The organism is Robertmurraya mangrovi (genome assembly GCF_034427655.1).
Lineage (GTDB): Bacteria > Bacillota > Bacilli > Bacillales > Cytobacillaceae > Robertmurraya_A > Robertmurraya_A mangrovi.
In genome coordinates this window covers 1-21401 of sequence record NZ_JAXOFX010000018.1, presented here as the reverse complement: position 1 = coordinate 21401, position 21401 = coordinate 1, and the positions used below count along the sequence as shown (strand labels likewise).

Annotated in this window: 22 protein-coding genes and 1 rRNA gene; 13 read left to right on the top strand and 10 right to left on the bottom strand. The window is 35.4% G+C overall.

The genetic code is table 11. The features are described 5' to 3' along the window. Positions 1–41: 41 nt before the first annotated feature. From SM124_RS19725 to SM124_RS19710, 4 genes are all read right to left on the bottom strand, one after another. Positions 42–1814, bottom strand: a complete 1773-nt coding sequence (locus tag SM124_RS19725; protein ID WP_322448255.1) for an SLC13 family permease — start codon at positions 1812–1814, stop codon at positions 42–44. 246 nt (positions 1815–2060) lie between these two features. Further along, entirely contained in the window at positions 2061–2654 is a 594-nt protein-coding gene (gene cysC / locus SM124_RS19720; RefSeq protein ID WP_322448254.1) for an adenylyl-sulfate kinase, read from the bottom strand. Beyond that, positions 2647–3813 (bottom strand): sulfate adenylyltransferase, encoded by a 1167-nt coding sequence (gene sat, locus SM124_RS19715; RefSeq protein WP_322448253.1) that lies wholly within the window; start codon positions 3811–3813, stop codon positions 2647–2649. Before sat ends, cysC begins: the two co-directional genes overlap by 8 nt. Positions 3814–3839: 26 nt before the next feature. Then, positions 3840–4550 (bottom strand): phosphoadenylyl-sulfate reductase, encoded by a 711-nt coding sequence (locus tag SM124_RS19710; protein WP_322448252.1) that lies wholly within the window; start codon positions 4548–4550, stop codon positions 3840–3842. Positions 4551–4806: 256 nt separating this feature from the next. Between SM124_RS19710 and SM124_RS19705 the strand changes: the two genes are divergently transcribed. The 4 genes from SM124_RS19705 to SM124_RS19690 all read left to right on the top strand — a co-directional run bounded on the left by SM124_RS19705 (position 4807) and on the right by SM124_RS19690 (position 7371). After that, entirely contained in the window at positions 4807–5499 is a 693-nt protein-coding gene (locus SM124_RS19705; protein ID WP_322448251.1) for a 2-phosphosulfolactate phosphatase, read from the top strand. Next, complete coding sequence (locus tag SM124_RS19700) at positions 5496–6254, top strand: phosphosulfolactate synthase (RefSeq protein ID WP_322448250.1); 759 nt, start codon at positions 5496–5498, stop codon at positions 6252–6254. The genes SM124_RS19705 and SM124_RS19700 overlap by 4 nt, the downstream gene beginning before the upstream one ends. Before the next feature lie 12 nt (positions 6255–6266). Continuing rightward, entirely contained in the window at positions 6267–6665 is a 399-nt protein-coding gene (locus SM124_RS19695) for a VOC family protein (RefSeq protein ID WP_322448303.1), read from the top strand. Positions 6666–7113: 448 nt separating this feature from the next. Next, entirely contained in the window at positions 7114–7371 is a 258-nt protein-coding gene (locus SM124_RS19690) for a GlsB/YeaQ/YmgE family stress response membrane protein (protein ID WP_322448249.1), read from the top strand. Between the two features lie 92 nt (positions 7372–7463). On the opposite strand, the gene SM124_RS19685 is transcribed toward SM124_RS19690, so the two are convergent. Beyond that, positions 7464–8384 carry an RluA family pseudouridine synthase gene (locus SM124_RS19685; RefSeq protein WP_322448248.1) on the bottom strand — a complete coding sequence of 307 codons (921 nt, stop codon included), beginning with the start codon at positions 8382–8384 and terminating at the stop codon, positions 7464–7466. Between the two features lie 532 nt (positions 8385–8916). Between SM124_RS19685 and SM124_RS19680 the strand changes: the two genes are divergently transcribed. Further along, entirely contained in the window at positions 8917–9312 is a 396-nt protein-coding gene (locus SM124_RS19680; RefSeq protein ID WP_322448247.1) for a YhcU family protein, read from the top strand. A gap of 39 nt (positions 9313–9351) precedes the next feature. Here SM124_RS19680 and SM124_RS19675 read toward each other — a convergent pair whose 3' ends face one another. The 3 genes from SM124_RS19675 to SM124_RS19665 all read right to left on the bottom strand — a co-directional run bounded on the left by SM124_RS19675 (position 9352) and on the right by SM124_RS19665 (position 11000). Continuing rightward, entirely contained in the window at positions 9352–9822 is a 471-nt protein-coding gene (locus SM124_RS19675; RefSeq protein WP_322448246.1) for a thioredoxin family protein, read from the bottom strand. Beyond that, positions 9819–10259 carry a disulfide oxidoreductase gene (locus SM124_RS19670; protein WP_322448245.1) on the bottom strand — a complete coding sequence of 147 codons (441 nt, stop codon included), beginning with the start codon at positions 10257–10259 and terminating at the stop codon, positions 9819–9821. Before SM124_RS19670 ends, SM124_RS19675 begins: the two co-directional genes overlap by 4 nt. Positions 10260–10403: 144 nt before the next feature. Beyond that, positions 10404–11000: a TetR/AcrR family transcriptional regulator gene (locus tag SM124_RS19665; RefSeq protein ID WP_322448244.1), complete on the bottom strand. Its 597-nt coding sequence runs from the start codon at positions 10998–11000 to the stop codon at positions 10404–10406. 393 nt (positions 11001–11393) lie between these two features. On the opposite strand from SM124_RS19665, the gene SM124_RS19660 reads away from it, so the two are divergent. The 4 genes from SM124_RS19660 (at position 11394) to SM124_RS19645 (ending at position 15782) form a co-directional block, all read left to right on the top strand. Next, positions 11394–13133 carry a phospho-sugar mutase gene (locus SM124_RS19660; protein ID WP_322448243.1) on the top strand — a complete coding sequence of 580 codons (1740 nt, stop codon included), beginning with the start codon at positions 11394–11396 and terminating at the stop codon, positions 13131–13133. Positions 13134–13339: 206 nt separating this feature from the next. After that, positions 13340–14458, top strand: coding sequence for a GAF domain-containing sensor histidine kinase (locus SM124_RS19655; protein WP_322448242.1), 1119 nt, complete (start codon positions 13340–13342; stop codon positions 14456–14458). 14 nt (positions 14459–14472) lie between these two features. Further along, positions 14473–15117, top strand: a complete 645-nt coding sequence (locus SM124_RS19650; protein ID WP_322448241.1) for a response regulator — start codon at positions 14473–14475, stop codon at positions 15115–15117. A gap of 131 nt (positions 15118–15248) precedes the next feature. Continuing rightward, a complete protein-coding gene (locus SM124_RS19645; RefSeq protein WP_322448240.1) occupies positions 15249–15782 on the top strand; it encodes an NADPH-dependent FMN reductase in 534 nt (177 codons plus the stop codon). 75 nt (positions 15783–15857) lie between these two features. Here SM124_RS19645 and SM124_RS19640 read toward each other — a convergent pair whose 3' ends face one another. Next, positions 15858–16109, bottom strand: a complete 252-nt coding sequence (locus SM124_RS19640; protein ID WP_322448239.1) for a YhdB family protein — start codon at positions 16107–16109, stop codon at positions 15858–15860. Positions 16110–16302: 193 nt separating this feature from the next. Here SM124_RS19640 and SM124_RS19635 point away from each other — a divergent pair, with 193 nt between their 5' ends. The 3 genes from SM124_RS19635 (at position 16303) to SM124_RS19625 (ending at position 19256) form a co-directional block, all read left to right on the top strand. Continuing rightward, the gene (locus tag SM124_RS19635) at positions 16303–17301 is read left to right on the top strand and encodes a M14 family zinc carboxypeptidase (protein WP_322448238.1); all 999 of its coding nucleotides are present in this window, start codon (positions 16303–16305) and stop codon (positions 17299–17301) included. A 21-nt stretch (positions 17302–17322) separates the two neighbouring features. Beyond that, positions 17323–17652, top strand: a complete 330-nt coding sequence (locus SM124_RS19630; protein ID WP_322448237.1) for a DUF3889 domain-containing protein — start codon at positions 17323–17325, stop codon at positions 17650–17652. A gap of 188 nt (positions 17653–17840) precedes the next feature. Further along, positions 17841–19256 (top strand): SpoVR family protein, encoded by a 1416-nt coding sequence (locus SM124_RS19625; protein WP_322448236.1) that lies wholly within the window; start codon positions 17841–17843, stop codon positions 19254–19256. A gap of 51 nt (positions 19257–19307) precedes the next feature. Here the strand turns inward: SM124_RS19625 and SM124_RS19620 are convergent, their stop codons facing one another. Continuing rightward, on the bottom strand, positions 19308–20651 hold the full coding sequence (locus SM124_RS19620) for a flavin monoamine oxidase family protein (protein WP_322448235.1): 1344 nt from the start codon (positions 20649–20651) through the stop codon (positions 19308–19310). A 649-nt stretch (positions 20652–21300) separates the two neighbouring features. Between SM124_RS19620 and SM124_RS19615 the strand changes: the two genes are divergently transcribed. After that, positions 21301–21401: ribosomal RNA gene (locus SM124_RS19615) — 16S ribosomal RNA — on the top strand; the annotation flags it as partial.

Below are 21401 nucleotides of genomic sequence, written 5' to 3'. Positions count from 1 at the left end.
TAAAAAGGACATCTCATTGTCCTTTTTGTTTTTTGTCATATTTATAGCAAGATAAAGTAGCAAATAAACACGGTAACCAATAAATATAAAATATTTAAAGGAACACCAATTTTTAAATAATCTGAGAATCGATATCCCCCAGGACCATAAACAATTAAATTGGTTTGATATCCAATCGGTGTTGCGAAACTGGCTGAAGCTGCAATGGTAATGGCCATAAATAACGGTATAGGGTCAACGCCTAGTTGTTGAGCGGTTGCTTGTGCGATGGGAAACATTAATACAATTGCTGCGTTATTAGTAATGATTTCGGTAAATATAGTTGTTATTAAATATAATATCGTGATTAGTCCAATTAAACCCAATCCGGTTGTATAATGTATGAGTGTCTCTGCTAATAATGATGCAGTTCCAGATTGTTCAATAGCTATCCCGACACCAAAGGAACTTGCAATGAGGAGCAGGACATTAAGCTGGACATATTTTTTAATAGATTCGATGGTAATGGCTTTTGTAAAGAAAAGGATTAGTACTGCCAATACTGCCGCTTTAAACATAGAAAGGATTTCAAAAGCTGCTAGTAAAACCATACCGATTAACGTGACAATGGAGATAATGGAACTTTTATAGTCCATTACATCTGGACTTTCAACAGGATTTAATATATAAAAATCTTTTGAACTAGCCCAACGATTAATAAAATCCCTACCTGCTAAGATTAATAATGTGTCTCCAGGCTGTAGTACAATGTCTCCTACCTTATTATTAATCCGTTCTTCATTCCGATGAACAGCAATCACTCCGCCGCCATATCTCATTCGAAATCTATTTTGTTTAATAGATTTATGAACTAAAGAGGATTGATGGGATATAACAGCTTCAAGTAATATTTGATTTCCATTTTTTAAGTCCTCAAGTTCAATAGTAGAACCTGTGTCTACTCTTAATCCCTTCATTGTCTGAAGTTCAACAATGGTTGAAATTAACCCCGTAAAGATTAGGCGGTCCCCACTTTTAATTTTATGATGAGACGTTACTGGAGCCACTTTTTCTCCATCAGCACGAATAATTTCAATTAAGTAAATACCGTTTAACCTGCGTAAACCCGCTTGTTCAATGGTCTTACCAATTACAGGAGAGTGAGATTCTACTAAAAGCTCTGATAGGAACTCCCTAGTATTCTGAAATAATTCCTCTGAGCTTTTTCTTGAAGGTAAAATTTTATAACCAATGGTACACATAAATAAAATACCTAAGATTGCAGCGGGAATCCCAATGATAGCTAATTGAAACATAGAGTAACCTTTCATGCCATTTTCAATCATTAAGCCGTGGACTAGTAAGTTTGTTGAAGTTCCAATGAGTGTAATGGTCCCACCGAAAATAGTAGCGTATGAAAGTGGAAGAAGGAATTTAGATGGAGAAATGTTTCTCTCCTTACACCACTTCCGGATAATTGGGGTGAACATTACAACAATGGGAGTATTGTTTAAAAATGCAGAAAGGGCCGAAATAGGTAGCATCATCCTAGCAAGAGAGGATCTTGGCTTATCACCATGTCCCATTAGCACTGTTGCTAGTTTGGTGAAAATTCCGCTTTGTTGGACTGCACCTGCTACTATAAATAACAAAGCAACGGTTAACATTCCTTCATTTGAAAAACCTTTAACTGCATCAGCAGGGGATAGAATCCCAAATAACATTAAGCATGCTAAAGCGCATAATACAATAAAATCAGGTCTGAAAACCTCCCTAATGAGACAAATGAGCATGACACCCACAATAGCTAAGACAGTAATGATTTCAACAGTCATCTACCTTCCTCTTTCTTAAACATTTTTTCAAGTGATTCTTTCTATCTAGCAATTTTTTAGAAGCTTGTTGCATGAATGGTAGAAAAGGTGAACGATTTTTTTCTCTGAAATATTCCCTACAAGATATGTACCTATTGTGTATTTGTTCTTAATGAGCTAGCCTATCTTTTTTCGATGTAGGTAGCGACCCTTATAAAAACAAAACCAACGTAATGATTAATAATTTACGTTGGCAAAGTTTTACGGTTAAATAATTTGTTTTTCTTTTAGGTAGTTGATTATGATCTCGGTTGCTCGGTCGATGGTGCAATCTTTTGTTTGGATGGTGATTTCGGGATTTAAGGGTTCCTCATATGGTGAATCAATGCCGGTGAATTCTCTGATTTCTCCTGATCTTGCTTTTTGGTAAAGTCCCTTAGGATCTCGTTTCTCACACTCATCTAATGGACAATCAACAAAAACTTCTATAAACTCTCCGTCTTCAAAAAGATTTCTTACTTTTTCCCTTTCTTCACGGAATGGGGATATAAAGGCAGTTACTACAATTTGGCCGCTATCGACAAATAATTTAGCTACTTCACCAATTCTGCGAATGTTTTCAAAGCGGTCTTCTTTACTAAATGTAAGTCCTTTATTAAGGCCATAGCGGATATTGTCTCCGTCTAGAATATAGCTGTGTTTTTTTAACTCAAATAATTTAAGCTCTACTGCATTAGCGAGTGTAGATTTACCCGATCCGGATAAGCCGGTAAACCAGAGTACACAGCTTTTATGTCCTTTTATCGATTGCCGATCCCCTTTACTTATAATAGTCTGGTGCCAAACAATATGATTACTCATAAGAATCTACCCCGAATTTTACCAGTTGATCACGCATTCCTTTAATGAGAATGTCGGCAACTTCTTTTCTGCTAAACTCTTTTGGTGGTCTCTCCCCGTTTCGAAGCAATTCTCTTACTTTGGTTCCAGATAAATGTATGTGATGTCTTTTTTCGTGGGGACATGTTTTGGAAGACGCCATATTTTCGCATATTTCACAGTAAAAGCTGTGCTCAAAGAATAATGTGTCAATGCCGATTTCTTCCTTTGTAAAATGATTAAAAATCGTTTGAGCATCGTATGTTCCGTAGTAATTACCAACCCCGGCATGATCTCTTCCTACAATAAAATGTGTACAACCATAGTTTTTCCTTACTAATGCATGAAAGATGGCTTCCCTTGGACCCGCATAGCGCATCGCAGCAGGAAAGACCGATAAAAAGACTCGATTTCTTGGATAATAGTTTTCTAGTAAGACTTGATAGCTCTCCATTCTAACATCACTAGAAATGTCATCAGATTTTGTATCGCCTACTAGTGGGTTGAGAAATAAACCATCGACCGTTTCTAATGCTGATTTTTGAATATATTCATGTGCCCGGTGTACAGGATTTCGTGTTTGAAATCCAACAATCGTTTTCCAGCCTAGCTCCTGGAACCTCTCTCTTGTTTTAGAAGGATCTAAGTAATATTCGGAAAACTTATCTTTCTTGGGCCTTCTCACAAGAGTGATAGGTCCACCTAGAAAAATGGAGGGACGTTCAAAAAGTCTTTTTACCCCTGGATGGTTAAGGTCTGTCGTTTGATAGACTAATTGGGCTTCTAAGTTTTTATCAGGAATATATTTATCTAATACGGTCATCTTACCGTATACCATTCCATCCTTCATTAGTTTAATGTCATCTCCAAGAGAGATATTAAGGGAATCTTCCGCATTTACTGGTAGTGTAATTGGGATACTCCAAGGAAGACCGTTTGTTAGGCGCATGGAGGTGACAACTGAATCGTAATCTTCTCTACATAAAAAACCAACAAGGGGGCTGTATGCTCCAATAGCAATTAACTCTAAGTCACTAAGGGACACAGAATCTAGTTCGATTCCATACAGTGCCGGGTCCACCTTTTTAAGGGGCTTAAATTGTTGTACTAATTTTCCACCATGTGGTTGTATATTCGTCATTAATTCCAACCCTCCACTAGTGAGTGTTAAGCCTGATGTAGGCCACATTCTTTTTTGTTTGTACTAGCCCATCTGCCAGCTCTAGAATCTAATTCATCCTCAACTGGAATGGTACATGTCTTGCAGCCAATGCTTGGATAATTTTGATCATGAAGTTCGTTATAAGGTAGTTGATTGATCCGAATGTAGCTCCAAACATCGTCCCAGGTCCAATGGATTAATGGACAAACTTTAATGATATTAAATTTATCATCTTTATTTATATATTGAACATTCCTTCTAGTATCAGACTGATCCCTCCTTAGACCAGATATCCATGCATGAACTCCTGATAATTGCAAAGAGAGGGGGTCTACTTTTCGAAGTTTGCAGCAAAGATTAGGGTTTACCTCCCAAAGTTTCTCACCAAATTGTTCTGCTTGTTCTGCCAAACTTAAACGAGGTTTAATGAGCTCAATCTTTAAAGTAGGGTACTTGTTTTTTATTTTTTCAATTAATTCATACGTCTCTTTGAAGTGGACATCTGTATCTAAAAAAATGATTCTAGCATTCTTATTTATTTTTGATATTAAATCAATTAACACCATGCCTTCTGCTCCAAAACTGCAAGCATAAACAATTTGGTCTTGGTACTCCTGGTAGGCCCACTTAAGAACATTCATAAAATCTTTTAACTCATTATTTATTTTTAGGGCTTCATTGTTATCCCATGTTTCATATGTTAACAATGTTTTCACCACCTTTTTTGTTAATGTAACAGGCTGTTGATCATTGAAGTGACTTGAGATAATTTTGTCGCGAGTGGTTAATAAAACAGCCTAATACTCTTAAAAGACCTATAGGCAGATTATTCAATTTTATAGAGAGTGTGAAATAAAATAGCCTAATTAAATTGCTAGTGGTCTAGGTACCTTTATGGTGCTGGGTGAATATACTTGTTTTTAGTTAAGGCTGTTTTCGAATGGTTTGTTGTCTTTCGTAAGGAGGGTGAAAATGGATATACAGATTGTTCAAGGAAATGAGATAGAGTTAGAGAATTCTACTGTGAATATTGTGATTGATGTAATCCGAGCATTCACCGTTGCGCATCATGCATTCCTACAGGGAGTAGATAAAATATTATTGGTAAAATCGGTTGAAGAGGCTTTCCAAATAAAAAATGATCATCAAGATTATCTGTTGGCTGGAGAAATAAAAGGCTTACCTATAGAAGGTTTTCAATTAGATAACTCTCCCTATCGTATACAACATGAGGAAGTAAGAAGGAAAACGCTCGTCCAAAGAACGACAAACGGAGTAAAGGCAACCTTGAACTCACTTAACGCAGATGATGTGTTTGTGACTGGCTTTTCTAACGCAAGAACAACAGCTAGATATATTCAAAAGCTTTTAAGAGATAAAAAAGATTCTACTGTCCATATTATTGCATCTCATCCTACTAGTGATGATGATCTTGCTTGTGCTGAGTATATTAAGGGATTGCTTGAAGGTAATGAGAACGTAACTCCCAAACATGTAATTAAGAGAATTAATGAATCAGAGGTAGCTAAGAAGTTCTTTGACTCCACTATGCCTGAATTCAATTCTACTGATTTGCTTTATTGTACAAAGGAAATAGAAAGTAGCTTTGTGATGAGAGTGAATATGAAAAATGAAATACCTACGATTGAGAGGATTGATGTATGAAGGTAAAACTAGATTTACCCATACGAAATGTAAAGCCAAGAACGTCTGGAATTACCGTGTTAATTGATAATGGAGTTCCACTACAGTCTTTTAAAGATACCATTCTTTCTAATTCAGAGTTAGTTGATTTTGTGAAATTTGGCTGGGGAACTTCATTAGTTACTAAAACTTTAGAAGAGAAAATTGCTTGTTTAAAAGAGAACGCTATTGACTATTTTTTTGGTGGTACATTATTTGAAAAGTTTCTGAGTCAACATAAGTTAACAGAATACTACGATTACTGCCGCTTTCACGATTGTAAATACATTGAAATCTCAAATGGAACTTACCCACTATCAAACAAAGAAAAAGCCAAATACATCTCAGAATTTTCAAAAGAGTTTTATGTATTAAGTGAAGTGGGGCATAAAGACAGTGCTGCCTCTAGCCAAATTAGTTCGGAGCAATGGCTTGAATATATCCAAGAAGACCTTGAAGCTGGATCTACAAAAGTAATTACAGAGGCAAGGGAGAGTGGAACAAGTGGCATTTGCGCAAGTAACGGGGATATTAAAGGGAACATTATTGATGCTATTCTTTCGTCTTCCCTCTCTGTAGAAAATATTATTTTTGAGGCACCAACCAAACAAATGCAAACGTATTTTATCTCTTTAGTGGGGCCAAATGCAAACCTTGCTAATATTCCTTTTTCCCATCCTATCCCTTTAGAAACTCTTCGCTTAGGACTCAGGTCAGATACTTTCCATTTATTTTAGGAGTGATGAATGATGAGAGAAACAAATAAAGTGTTCCATCTAGCCATCCCATGTAAAGAGCTAGAGGAAACAAAGGATTTCTATGAAAAATTAGGTTGTAAGCTTGCCAGACAATACGATGACAGAGTCACTTTTAACTTTTTTGGCGATCAAGTCGTTTGTCATTTGAATCCAGAGGGAATCGACTTAGAACCGAAAATGTATCCGCGCCATTATGGAGTTACTTTTACGAATCGTAGCGAATTTGATCAATTATTACAATATGCAACGGAGAATAACCTTCCATTCTTCAAAAAACCGATGGTAAGGTTTGAAGGTAAAAGAGAGGAGCATGTCACTTTTTTCTTGATTGACCCTTCGAATAATTTATTAGAATTTAAATATTATCATGATGTTGAAATGGTTTATTAGGAGTTGCTAAAAGTGGTTCAAGTAAAACCACTTTTTTCTTCTTATTGTCAATTATAAATGCTTTTAAAAGTGTAGAAAAATTGGGCGTTCAGAAACAAAAATCTTTGCTAATTTTTGTTTTGGACAATTTTTAATCGGGAAGAGAATAAATAAATAAATAACAAGTTAAAATATCGGTTACCTTAACCGTTTATATAAATGGAGCGTCCACACAGTTTTGTGGACGCTCTTTGGTGTTTTTTAGGGATCAGAATGCTCTGATGGAGTCTATAATGAATTATTTTGATGTATAACTTTTCTTTTTAAAGGGTAATCCTAAGGGTCCCACCTTTTAAATGGGCGTTTAAGAGGTCGAATGTTTAAGGAGGTTCTCAGGTGGTATAAAACAGTACAAGCACAACAAGCTTACGAATGTTTCTAATCCAAATAAAAAACGGAGGTTGATTCTATGTTAAGTTTACTATGGTCTTTAATTATTGGAGGTATCATAGGTTGGTTAGCTGGTTTAATCACCGGTAGAAATGTTCCAGGCGGAGTGATTGGAAATATTGTTGCTGGATTTATTGGGGCGTGGTTAGGTTCATTAATTTTTGGAAACAGAGGTCCTGAAGTTGCCGATTTTTCCATTGTACCTGCCCTCATTGGAGCAATTATCTTAGTGTTTTTACTAAGCTTGATTATGAGAGGTATGCGTAAAACCACTTAACTGATTAAAGAAGAAAGACCATTATTATGGCTAAAAAAATAAAGTCCACACATAACAGAAGCGTGTGTCAATGGAAGGCACACGCTTCTTCTCTATATAGAATAAGGATCAATGTTCTTGAAAATAGGTGGTTGGTCAAGGAAGGGGGCATGACATTCGATTTCTTCCATAGTTAATGGATGTTTGAACTCCATTTTAACTGCATGAAGTGCCTGACGTTTATAAATTCTAGTTCCTCCATATAAGTCATCCCCTAATAATGGATGACCAATATGACTTAAATGGACTCTTATTTGATGTGTTCTTCCTGTATTTAGCTGGCACTTAACAAGTGTCCTTTTCTCTTTATTATAACGGTCTATAACGGTGAAGTGAGTAACCGCATGCTGCCCACGTGGAGAAACTCTCCTCCTAGTTGGATGGTGACGGTCAGCTCCTATCGGTTCATTGATAGTTCCACTTTTCTTATTTAGCAATCCTTGTACAAGGGCCAAATAAGTTCGCTTGATTTTCCTTTCCTCAAGCATTTTATCTAAAATGGAACCTATCAAGGAGTGTTTGGCAAAAAGGATAGCACCCGTTGTATCTCGATCTAAACGGTGTATATGTTTAACTTGTCGGTTTTCTCCCTTTACTTGTAAGTAAAAAGCAACTGCATTAGCAAGGGTATTGGACTGCTCAGGTTGGTTAGGATGGGTATCAATGCCTGCAGGTTTATTCACAATTAACAGGTGGTCATCCTCAAAAAGAATATCGATATCTATGTTTTGTGGGATTACCCCATAGTCCTCGGGTGTGAACAATTTAATTGATAACGGATCGCCCGTTTGTAGTGGACGGTTCCATTGAGGTGGTTGTCCATTTATAAGAATATTTTTTTCCATACGAAATAAATGAATTTGCTTTTTAGAAACCTTCCAATGATCTCTTAATAATTGATCTAACGTATAGCTACTCCACTCCTCTGGAATAACTAACTCAAACCATTCTCCTTTTTTACTCGTTTTTATCATACTAACTCCTATCCTACTGAATGAATTCAAATAATTTTTGTTGGCCAGGTAAATATATCCATAGAGTATATTGGCTCAGTCTAAAGAATAATGTTAACTAAGTAGGTTTTGATATTAACTAAGCTACTCCTATTATTTAACCGTGTTGATTGGAGCGGATGGTGCTTGACTCCTGCGGGAGCAGCGGTCCAGGGGAGACCCCACAGGTGCGACAGCACCGAGGAGGCTCCCCGACCGCCCCGCGGAAAGTTAGCACCAGGAGCGGAAATCAACATCCAAACAAAAGAGAACTAACTTCTTTTGTAAAGGCCTAGATTATTAACAAAAATTGACTCAATATTAGCTTAAATATACAATAAATGGGCAGAAAGACTTGTGTATTCATTAAGAAAATTTTACAAAATAATCACTAAGTCTCTTTAAATGTAAGAAAATACCTGGTACGTGGGGATAATTACCACCCTCTAAAATCAATTTTTGTGTTATTCTTATTTTATATTATTACGATTAGATTACCAAAGGTGGGTTATTAGTGAAGATTGTTTTTGCGTCTACACCAGACCAAGAAGAAAAGATAAGGGAATTAGTAAATTCTTTTTATAGTAACATTTTTCCTCTTTACTTCTCGGACAATGAAATAGACAGTTTTAGACGTTTAAAGGTATTACATACAACTTCAAGACACTTTGAGTATTTTGGTACATTAAAGGAAGCTTATCATGTCATCACTAGTTTACAAACTATAATTTCTATTCTAGAGACAAAGCCATCCCACAAATACCAGCATATTTTTTGTAAAAATGTGACTACACTTAAAGAGTATGGACTTTTCTTCCCTTTTGATTTTTCTCAGTTTATTGAGGAAAACAACTTTGAACGTAACGTATTTAGTGTCTATACAAAAGCAGCTAATGAATTGCTAGTATAAAATAAAACCGCCTACAAAGAATTTGTAGGCGGTTTTATTTTATTTCTTGGAATTTTCGTTTAACCAAGCTTCAAATTCTGGTTTTTCGTGGTAGCCAACGATTCTAGCCGTTTCTTTACCACCTTTGAATTGTACAAGTGTTGGAGTAGATTCGATTAAATATTTATCCCAACCATTTTCAAATTCTAATAAATTAAACTGAACAACATCTACTCCCATTTCTTCAGCTAAAGGAGCCAGTATTGGAGTCGTTCTTTGACAATGTGGACAAGTAGAAGCATAGAAATACACAGTTAAATCTTCACCGTTTTCAAGTCTTTTATCTAATTCATCAGGTAAGATTAAGTTTTGGTAATTTGGGTCATCTAATAGTTTCACGGTTTCTGGGTGTAAGGTGTCTTTACCGTATGGATTATCAGCCACTTTTTCCTCATTTTGCATTTTAGTTAAAAAACTAACACCTACGAATAATGCAATGATAATAGCTAGGAAGATTGCTACTTTTTTCATTGTGTTTCCTCCTTCGTCTTTTTCCAAATCATATAGCTACATACAAAAATAATGATAAATGCAACTAATGCTAAAAACGGGATTGTAATAAATCCTAACCAATTAATGTATTGACCCGTACATGGCACTCGTCCACATGCTGGAGCGGTATCAGCTAAGAAAGCTAGTTTCTGAAGTGAGTAGTGATAGAGTGAAATACCAGCACCAATAATGGATAAAATCATTGTATAAAATGCGATTTTAAAATCTTTCTTTACAGTGGCTATTCCAAGAATGACAACGAAAGGATACATTAATATTCTTTGATACCAACAAAGCAAGCAAGGTTCGTATTGACGAATTTCAGAGAAATATAAACTTCCAAACATAGCAATCACTGATGAGGCCCATGCAATAAATAGGATGTTTTCTCTTTTGTCGTTTTTGTTTTGCGCCATATGTTTCTCCTTAAATAGTTAAGTAAGTAAGAGACATCTACTGCTAGGCCCTATTATCGAAAAGGGTTAAATTCAACAGAACTCTTACACATTTTCTTATTATAAGACCAATTAGTTTACTTGTATATTAACTACATCACAAGGTCATTCTTTTTTACCTGTTAATCCATAAAAGAAAAACTGCATAAACTCTTTTGTAAAACGATTAATTTGTTCGGATGACTGAAAAAGATTTGTTTGATTTATGACGCTATTTGTTAATGAATTAAGGATAAACAAAATGGTGTCTTTTGATAGGTCTTTTGAAATAATGCCGCTATCTTTTCCGCTTTCTAAAAACTCATATAGAAGAGGCATGGTTTTACTATAGGCAAATTCCTGAAAGAGCTTGGCCACTTGTGGGTTCTCCGTAAGAATGGTCTTCAAAAATTCTGGACTGAGCTCTTTAGTGCTTTCTATTTTCAAATGAATGAGTTTTTCCATTTTTTCTTCAAAAGAGAGAGGACTTTGTGTTAATTGAATAAAGTCTGTTAATTGGTTCTCCAAATAGTTATTCATTACATCGTAAACTAATTCGTCCTTGCTACCAAAATAATTATAAATGGTGACTTGAGAAACATTTGCTTTCTTGGAGATTTCCTGTATGTTCACTTTTTGTATCCCGTATTTTGTAAACAAGCTAAAAGCGGCTTGTCTTATTTGATTCATTTTATTCAGTTTTCTACGCTCAAACCCGTTCATTTTTTCACCTCTTTATTAATTCTAAGGAATAAAGAGTATTTATTCAAATTTCTCAGCTTAGGGTAATATATAAAGATATTGTGAACATAGAGGTTCAATCGAAGTGAAAATATTTGAAATGATTTTTTCTAGTTAAAATGTTAGGTATAATGATTTCGTATCTTTTTTATTCTATCATGTGAGCTTAAACAGTATATTAAGTAGGTATTGGATTTTTTTAGGTTTACTCGATATTTGTCACATTTATGAGAATCATTTTTACAGGAGTCTCTTTTAAAAGAGAGAATTTATGAGTAAAGGCTCTTTTTAGTGGTAATGGTGTTTGACCCGAGAGCTTTTCCTCTTTATTAAACTAAATAAAGATTAGGGAGAATAACCTTAGGAGGGTATAAAATGAACTGGAAAACAGTAGCTGATACTTGGCTTCAATATGAATCATTAGATAAAGAGTTACGAACTCAACTAGAAAAACTTAATGATAAAGAGAAAGAAGAAGCATTTTATAAAAACCTAGAATTTGGTACGGGTGGAATGCGTGGAGAAATAGGTGTGGGAACGAACAGAATGAATCTTTATACGGTTCGAAAAGCATCAGCCGGTTTAGCAGCATACATAGAGCAATTTGGTTTGGAAGCAAAAAAACGTGGTGTAGTGATTGCATACGATTCTCGTCATAAATCTAAAGAGTTTGCCATGGAATCAGCTAAGACATTAGCTACTAGAGGAATTCAGGCGTATGTATTTGATGAATTGAGACCAACTCCTGAGCTTTCCTTTGCGTTACGCTATTTAAACGCCTTTTCAGGTATTGTTATTACGGCAAGCCACAATCCACCTGAATATAATGGGTATAAAGTGTACGGGCCGGATGGCGGGCAATTACCACCTGAAAGTGCTGATATCGTTATATCCAAAGTGAATGAGATTGAAAATGAGCTTTTACTTGAAGTAGGAAATGAACAAGACTTTCTAGAGAGCGGTTTAATTAAAATGATTGGAGAAGAAGTGGACCAGGCTTACCTGGAAAAGCTATTAACCATTTCAGAAAATCCGTCAATTGGTGAAGAATCAGATATTCAAATTGTATTCACTCCATTACACGGAACAGCAAATAAGTTGGTTAGAAGAGGGTTGGAAGCATTAGGTTATAAAAATGTACAGATTGTTAAAGAGCAGGAGCTTCCGGATCCTGAGTTTTCAACAGTTAAAAGTCCAAATCCAGAAGAATCTGCCGCATTTGAGTTGGCGATTAGAGATGGTAAGAAAGTGGATGCAGATCTATTAATCGCAACGGATCCAGATGCTGACCGTCTTGGAATTGCTGTGAAAAATAATGAGGGCGAGTATGTTGTATTAACAGGGAATCAGACGGGTGCTTTGCTACTTCACTATATATTAACGAATAAAAAAGAAAAAGGAACACTTCCTGAAAATGGTGTGATGTTAAAAACGATTGTTACCTCCGAGCTAGGACAGGTAATAGCTACCTCCTTTGGTGTTAAAACCATCGATGTATTAACTGGTTTTAAATTTATTGCTGAAAAGATAAATGAATATGAAAAAACGGGTGAATATCAATATTTATTTGGTTATGAAGAAAGTTATGGTTATTTAATAGGTGATTTTGCTAGGGATAAAGATGCTGTGCAAGCAGCTTTATTGGCGACAGAAGCTTGTGCCTATTATAAGAAAAAAGGTTTGTCCTTGTATGATGCACTGCTAGAAATATTTAGAGAGTACGGTGTTTATCTAGAAGGCCTTCGTTCTCTTACTTTAAAAGGGAAAGAAGGAGCTGAAACCATTCAACAAACTTTAGCTTCTTTTAGAAGAGAACCATTAACTGCTTTAGGGACATTAAAAGTGACTAAACATGAAGATTATTTAACTAGTATTCGAGTAGTGGAAGGTAAGGAAGAAAACATTGATTTACCAAAATCTAATGTATTAAAGTACTACTTTGAAGGCGGCTCTTGGGTTTGTTTAAGACCTTCAGGTACCGAGCCGAAAATTAAGTTTTACTTTGGAGTAAATAGCGGTACATTAGAAGAAAGTATTCAAAAGTTAAAAGAGATTGAAGACGGTTTTATGAATACGGTTGACGGGAAAATGAAAAGCATAACAGAAGTAAACTAAACAGTAGGGTGATCTTTTTAGATCACCCTTATTGTTTTTTTTTTTTGAAATATTTGAATTCTAAACATTTTTACTTCTTAAATATCCCCTATATCATTCTTCCCATTCTCCTACTTTAGTTGTAGGAATCTTCATGCAAATGACTAAGGTCAAGAAACAAAAAACAAGTTATAATGGAAAAAAATCCTTTTTTAGGAGGAATAAAAGTGATACGGGAGCAGGGCCTTTCCGAAGTTCAAATTTTAAAAGAGATTGCGGAGCTTTTAAATGAAGGTACGGCAGTCAACCAAACATTAAGTGAAGTACTGAAAAAATTATTGCATGTTACTGGGTTAGAAACCGGTTGGATTTTTTTAATTGATGATAAAGGAAAATACGTGTTAAGTGCTCAAGAAACATTGCCGCCAGCTTTATCTATTAGTAATTGTGAACCTATGTGTAACGGGGATTGTTGGTGCATTGATCGATATAATGATGGCAGGTTAGAAAAAGCGACAAATATTATTGAATGTAAAAGAATTGAAGACGCCATTGAGTATAAAACAGGAGAAACAAATGGTTTAACCCATCATGCCTCAGTTCCACTTAGAGTTGGTCAAGAGAAATTTGGAATCTTAAATGTAGGCTCTCCACATAAGGTCCATTTCACCAAAAAGGAATTAGATTTGTTGGAAGCAATTGCTTTTCAAATAGGGTCGGCTTTAAAAAGAATGATGTTAACGATTAGAGAACAAGAAAATGCCTTAACAGCTGAACGAAACCGCCTAGCTCGTGATTTGCATGATTCAGTTAATCAACTTTTGTTTTCGTTAAGCCTTACAGCAAGGGGCGGAATGGAAATGACAAACGACCCGGATGTTAAAGAGACTTTTTCCTATATACGTGATTTGTCACAGGAAGCTTTAAGTGAAATGCGGGCACTCATTTGGCAGTTAAGACCCCGGGGCTTAGAGAATGGATTAATTAGTGCCTTAAATGCCTATGGACAAATGTTGGGACTAAAAGTAATAAGTGAGGTTAAAGGGGTTGTCTGTCTACCATGTAAGGCGGAAGAAACCCTTTGGAGAATAGGTCAAGAGGCACTAGCCAACTGTAAAAAGCACTCTGGTGAATTGAATATTACTCTTCAGTTCATTTCTGAAAATCAAAAAGTAAAAATGTTGATCTCGGATAAAGGTTGCGGATTCAACTATGATGAAAATAAAGAGCTTCCTTCACTGGGCTTAAAAAGCATGAAAGACCGTACAGAAGCTTTGGGTGGAACCTTTATTTTAAAAAGTAAGCCAGGTGATGGGACAACTATAGAGATACACATTCCGAACTAAGGTGGGGGAGAAAGATGACGATAAAACTGTTAATTGCAGACGATCATCATGTTGTTAGAAGAGGTCTTGTTTTTTTTCTAAAAACACAATCAGAAATTGAAGTGGTAGGGGAAGCAAAAAACGGTCAAGAAGCCATTCAAATGTCAGAATCACTTAAACCAGATATGATTTTAATGGATTTAGATATGCCAATTATGAACGGCATAGAAGCAACGAAAGTCATTAAGAGTAAGCAACCAGAAGTGAGAATCATGATTCTTACAAGTTTTTCAGATCAGGATCACGTAATCCCAGCTATAGAAGCAGGGGCATCAGGATACCAATTGAAAGACATCGAGCCGGATGAATTAGTTAAGGCAATCATCCAACTAAAGAATGGTGAGAATCAACTCCATCCTAAGGCTACTTCTCATTTATTATCTCATTTAACGAATAAAAAAGACGATGAAAAAAAATCACTTGAAGAATTAACAAAAAGAGAAATTGAAGTGTTAAAAGAGATTGCTAAGGGTAAAAGCAATAAAGAAATAGCAACTTCCTTATTTATAACGGAGAAAACAGTAAAAACACATGTATCAAATGTATTAGCCAAGCTAAATTTAGGAGATCGTACACAAGCAGCCCTATATGCGGTAAGGAACGGCATAGTGCAGTCATAAAACTACAACTTAAGTCGTAGATAGAACGAATAACTATTAGACCATGTAAGTAGGAAAAGTTCCCCCTTATATCTGATTTTACTAAGTCGATCTCTACCTTATAATGAGAGTATAGAAAAGGAGAGATTATCATGAAATTACTTATTATAAATGGAAGTCCCCGTCAAAAAGGGAGAACTGGAATTGCTACAAGATTTATGGCAAGAAAATATCAAATGGATTTACTTGATCTAAGTACAAGTGATATTCCTTTATATAATGGTGAAGAGTCTCAAGGTCAACTAGCATCTGTAAAGAAACTTCGTGAACAGGTAAAAGAAGCAGATGGAGTTATTTTAGCTTCTCCAGAGTACCATAGCGGTATGAGCGGAGCGTTAAAAAATGCCATTGACTTTTTAGGAAGTGATCAATTTGCTCATAAGCCAGTGGCATTATTAGTTGTTGCTGGTGGAGGCAAAGGCGGGATTAACGCTTTAAATAATATGAGAACGGTAGGAAGAGGCGTGTACGCAAATGTCATTCCTAGACAATTAGTGTTAGATCCACATTGCTTTAATTATGAAGAGGATGGATTAAATGAAGATTCTGCTGTTATGGTAGATAACTTAGTTTCTGAATTAAAAATGTATGTTCAAGCATTTTCACAAATGGAAATAAAGAAATAACGATTTGATAGAAACCTTAAAAAACACGATTCCAATAGGAACCGTGTTTTTTTTGGTGGAATTCTTTTTGAACCATTACCCCATGGTGTAAGTTGTATCAAGCAAGTCATCTTTTGCCAAATTTTCGTTTGCATGGTCGATGTAACGAAGTAAAGAATATAAATGTTTTTCAATTACTGTATAGTCTTTTTCAAAGTTATAGGCGTGAAGGAAGTGTTCAATCTTCTTCGAAAGGAACTGATCCTTTGTTCGGACCATTAAAATCAATAAATTATCCCATTCTGATCGATGGGTATAATATAACGCTCGGTCATAATCTTGATTCATCGTCTCTCCTCCTCTTAAGGAGTTGATTTTATTGTATGTAGTAACGTTAAGAAAATCACTTTGCAAATGTTGACACTTTGATATATCAAGCTTTTCAACATTTACCTGAATAAATCTAACTCTCAAAAATTTGAATATAAATTTCGTTATTTGGCACATTAAATATTTGAATAAGAGGGAAAAAGGTGTTCAAATGAAAAAAATATGGTTCATGACTTTGGTTATAATTCTAACTTTTCCAAGTATCTCTTTGGCTGATAAAAAAGATATCGTAGATCCAACTGTTATATATACATATAAAAAACTTGAAGAAGATATTAGAGCAATTCAGAAAAAGTATCATAAAAATTTAGAGGTTAAAGTAATCGGTAAAAGTCATTTTGGAAGAAAAATTTACGCAGCAAAGCTAGGTAAGGGGAAAAAGAGTATTTTTCTAATTGGTTCCCATCATGGGAGAGAATGGCTTACAACAACGTTAATCATGAAGATGTTAGAGGAATATACAAAATCTTATTCAAAAGGGAAGGATTATGGAGAGTATTCGACTAGCATCTTAGATGAGGTATCAATCTGGTTTATACCGATGCTTAACCCTGATGGAGTTACCATTCAACAAGGATTTATAGAAGAGTTTCCAAAGTATTACCAATTGAGACTATTAATGATTAATCAGTTTAAGGAAGACTTTTCAAGATGGAAAGCAAATGGAAAAGGGATTGATTTGAATAGACAATACCCTGCTGGCTGGGACCAGTTAAACGAAAAGCCAGCTTTTCCATCTTACCAATTTTATAAAGGGAGAAAGCCGGTTCAAGCAAGAGAAGTGAAAATAATGACCGATTTTACAAAAGAAAAAAAGCCGCTGCTTGCTGTAGCTTATCATTCCTCCGGCCGAGAAATATATTGGGAATACAAAAATGGAAAACATTTAGATAGAGACTACATCTTTGCTAAAAAGACATCAAATTTGACCGGTTATAGATTAGCGAAGCCTTCTAAAAAAGCGTCCGGCGGTGGATACACAGATTGGTTTATCACTAATTTTCATAGGCCAGCACTGACAATTGAGATTTGTCCAATTGTAAAAGAAACGAATCCCCCACTTTTAACCTTTCAAGAAGAGTGGTCTAGAAATAAATTCGTTGGAATTATGTTAGCTCGTGAATCAAAAAGGATTATAGAGAGAAAATAATAAAAAAAATCTGGAGGTAACATGATGTTAAAACGAGTTCTATCAGTAATGTTTACACTTTTGCTGACTGTTTCTTTATTAGTACCAGTAGTAAATGCAGAGCAACAACAGCCAGGTTATGCGAAATATGGAAGAATTGCTACATCGGTAGTTAAAGAAGATTATCCTGGTGAAGAAGTGGTCGAGTATAAATACTTAGGCAGAGAAACATCTCCTGAAAAACTGGTAGTTGATTCATTTAGATTTGAAGTAATGAAAGCTGGAAAGCCTCAAGTGGTTGTTGTTAAAGTGTCACATGATCCTAAAAACGATAAAAATCTATATATTTCTTTAATAGAACAAAATCAGTAAGCAAAAAGGTTATTCTCTAGTGAGGATAGCCTTTTTTTATGGAGCAATTTTCTCTTTTTGAAACGGCTAATTCATCATTTATAGTTTTTTTTCATACATTGTGATAAGTACTTTTCCTATTTGTTAATAACTTTTTACCTTTCCTACTGCTTAGTTGCCTCGTGATTAATATTAAGGGGGAGAAACGAATGAGAGAAGAGGAGCGTAAGGCACTCGAATATGCTATTGAAGAAATTACTGATATTGCCAAAGGGTTTGGCTTAGATTTTTATCCGATGAGATATGAAATTTGCCCTGCAGATATTATATATACATTTGGAGCATACGGAATGCCAACTCGATTTTCCCATTGGAGTTTTGGAAAGCAATTTCATAAAATGAAGCTTCATTATGACCTTGGTTTATCAAAGATTTATGAACTTGTTATAAACTCTAATCCTTGTTATGCCTTTTTGTTAGATTCTAATTCATTAATCCAAAACAAACTCATTGTTGCTCACGTTCTAGCTCACTGTGATTTCTTCAAAAATAATATACGTTTTCAAAATACTAAGCGTGACATGGTGGAAAGTATGTCCGCAACAGCTGAGAGGGTTAGAAGATACGAAATTGAACACGGGAAACAAGAGGTAGAAAAATTTCTAGATGCCGTTTTGGCAATTGAGGAACATATTGATCCGTCGTTGATGCGTCCTAAATTATCTTGGACGTTAGAAGATACAGAATATGAGGAAGAAGAGCAAACTCAAACGAGTCCATATGATGACTTGTGGAACCTAGACGATAAGAAAAACAGTAAATCGGATAAAAAGAAAAAGAAACGAAAATTTCCTCCTCAGCCTGAAAAGGACTTGTTGCTTTTTATAGAGAGTTACAGTAGGGAATTAACAGACTGGCAACGTGATATTTTAACGATGATGAGAGAAGAAATGCTATATTTCTGGCCACAGCTTGAAACGAAAATCATGAACGAAGGCTGGGCTTCCTTCTGGCATCAAAGAATTCTACGCGAGATGGATTTAACCTCGGCTGAAGCATTAGAATTTGCTAAGCTAAACGCTGGAGTAGTCCAACCGTCAAGAACGAGCATCAATCCGTATTATCTGGGCTTAAAAATCTTTGAAGATATTGAAGAACGTTACGATAATCCAACAGAGGAAATGAAAAGGCGTGGAGTAAAGCCAAACTCAGGCCGGGAAAAAATGTTTGAAGTACGTGAGATTGAATCAGATATTTCGTTTTTAAGGAATTACCTTACAAAAGATTTGGTCATGAGAGAAGACATGTATCTATTCCAAAAGCAAGGTAAGGACTATAAAGTTGTGGATAAGGCATGGGAAAATGTGAGAGATCAATTAGTGAACATGAGGGTAAATGGTGGATTCCCTTATTTAACCGTAACCGATGGGGACTATTTAAAAAATGGGGAACTCTATATTAAGCATTCGTATGAAGGGATAGAGTTGGACACCAAGTATTTAGAGAAAGTTATGCCGTATATCCAGCAGCTTTGGGGAAGAAGTGTCCATATGGAAACGGTGATAGAAGGTAGGAATATGCTTTATACGTATGATGGGAAAGGTATTCATCGGAAGTATTTATAAGTAATGAAGACCCACTGAGAGGAGTGGGTCTTTTTATAAGTTAAGATTTACTTACTTCTCTTGAAATTCATCAAGGATTTCTAAGGCAGCTCTTTCCCCTGATTGTAAAGCACCCTCCATATATAGTCTCCACTCCGTTGAAGTTTCTGTTCCTGCCCAATGCAATGGACCAATTGGTGTAAATAATGCCCCGCCATAATTGGATAAGATCTCTGGAGGAAAGTGGGTTCCATATCCTCCCTGTGTCCATTCTTCTTTATCCCAATCCTTCTCTATGTATTCGATGGGGTTTCTTGCTCCTAGTCCTAATAGGGATTCTAAATAATGTAGGATAGTCGACTTTCTTTGTTCCATGCTAAATGTTCTTAATTCAATAGCATTCGGGCCTGTAGTAAAGCAAGTTAAGACACCATATTGTAAATGATGTTGAGAGGTATCAACAATTAGTTGAAGCCATTTATTATCAGAAAGATAAGTACCTCTAAAACTGTCTTTTTTCCAAAAAGGTTGATTATACATAATAATGGTCTTAATAACATGTGAGGAAGGGAGTGAACTGATAAGTCTATACTTTTCTTTCGGAAGCGGTGGAGAAAATGAAATTTTATTAATAAGGTGTATAGGAACAGTAAGAATCACTTTTTTTGCTTGGAAGGTATCTTTACTAGTCTCGACAATGGCCATGTCCTCGTTATAAATAATTTTTTTTACCGGGGAACCTATCACAATTTTATCTAAGCATGGACGGGCAAGTTCCTCCACAATCACTTGTGTTCCCTTTTTAAGCCATTTCTCTTCCGCGGACATCATACTTTTGATCGAACCTGTAGTTTTAATACACCATAGGGCATCAAGCATCGATAATTGTTCCAGCTCCATACAGCTTCCTTCTAGTGCCATCATTTTATAAAAAGATGTTACACCTTTGTTTTTTATATGCTCACTTAACCACTGCTCCATTGAAAATTGATCAAGTTTAGTGAGAGTTTCAGACTGAAAGGGAGGCACAGATGGGATTTCTTTTAATAACTTGTTAAACGTGTTCCTTGTTTTCCATAATTCATATAACCCACCAAATGGTATAGGAGGAATTTTCACATAGCTAGTTTTCCTTCTACCTAATAAATCATAGGTTGAATGGTCCGTGGATTGAATGGTTTCAAATTGAAATGCTTTTACAAGACTAGAAATACGTTTTTGTTTTGAACTAATCCATTGCCCGCCTAAATCCACAAAAAGTTGATCCGTTAATTTTAAGGTATGAACCCTACCGCCTATGCGATCCTGGGCTTCAATGATTTTAAAATTTGTTATTCCTTGTTGGCTGAGGATAAAAGCCGAGTATAGACCAGATAAGCCTGCCCCAATTATTAAAACATCCAAAGCATTTCTCATTAATTATCACCATTTATAATGTTTAGGATATAGAAGTGTTTAATTTCGAATGTTTTGTTAGAACAATGATATGTATTTAGATTGGATTGTTTTTGTATTTATTAAACTAAGGAATGAAAAATAAAACAGGATTAATTGTGCAAATGGAAAAGTTACGTTCTATGTTGTCGTAGTGTTAGTTGCTATGATTGATAGGTTCTTTTCGAGAATAATGAAAAGTTAGGGAAAGTAGCATAAGTATATTAAAGAATAAAAGGTAAACAAGATTAGGTGAATTGTTTTCCTTCTTTATTCTAAGATTCAGTGATTACAGTGATAATTTCCAGAAATACGCAGTTGAATATGTTGAGCTAAATTGTTAAGATAAGATTCTTGCTGCAGAGGAAATAGTTTGGAATTCCTAATTGTAGCTGATATTCCTTTTTCGTGTTTACTTATAACTTGTTGACTAATAGTACTGAGAATGTTAGGATGATACTCCGCTATCTTAACAATTCTTTTTTAAAAAAGTTATTGACGAAAAAGTAAAGCGGATGTTATAGTATAAAAGTTGTCTTCGAGAGAAGGTAACCCAAGATTGTTCTTTGAAAACTGAACGAATCATACGTCAACGTTTAATCTTATTATTTTAAGAGCTAAATCTTACTCTTTATTGGAGAGTTTGATCCTGGCTCAGGACGAACGCTGGCGGCGTGCCTAATACATGCAAGTCGAGCGAAGTTTTAAAAGCTTGCTTTTGAAACTTAGCGG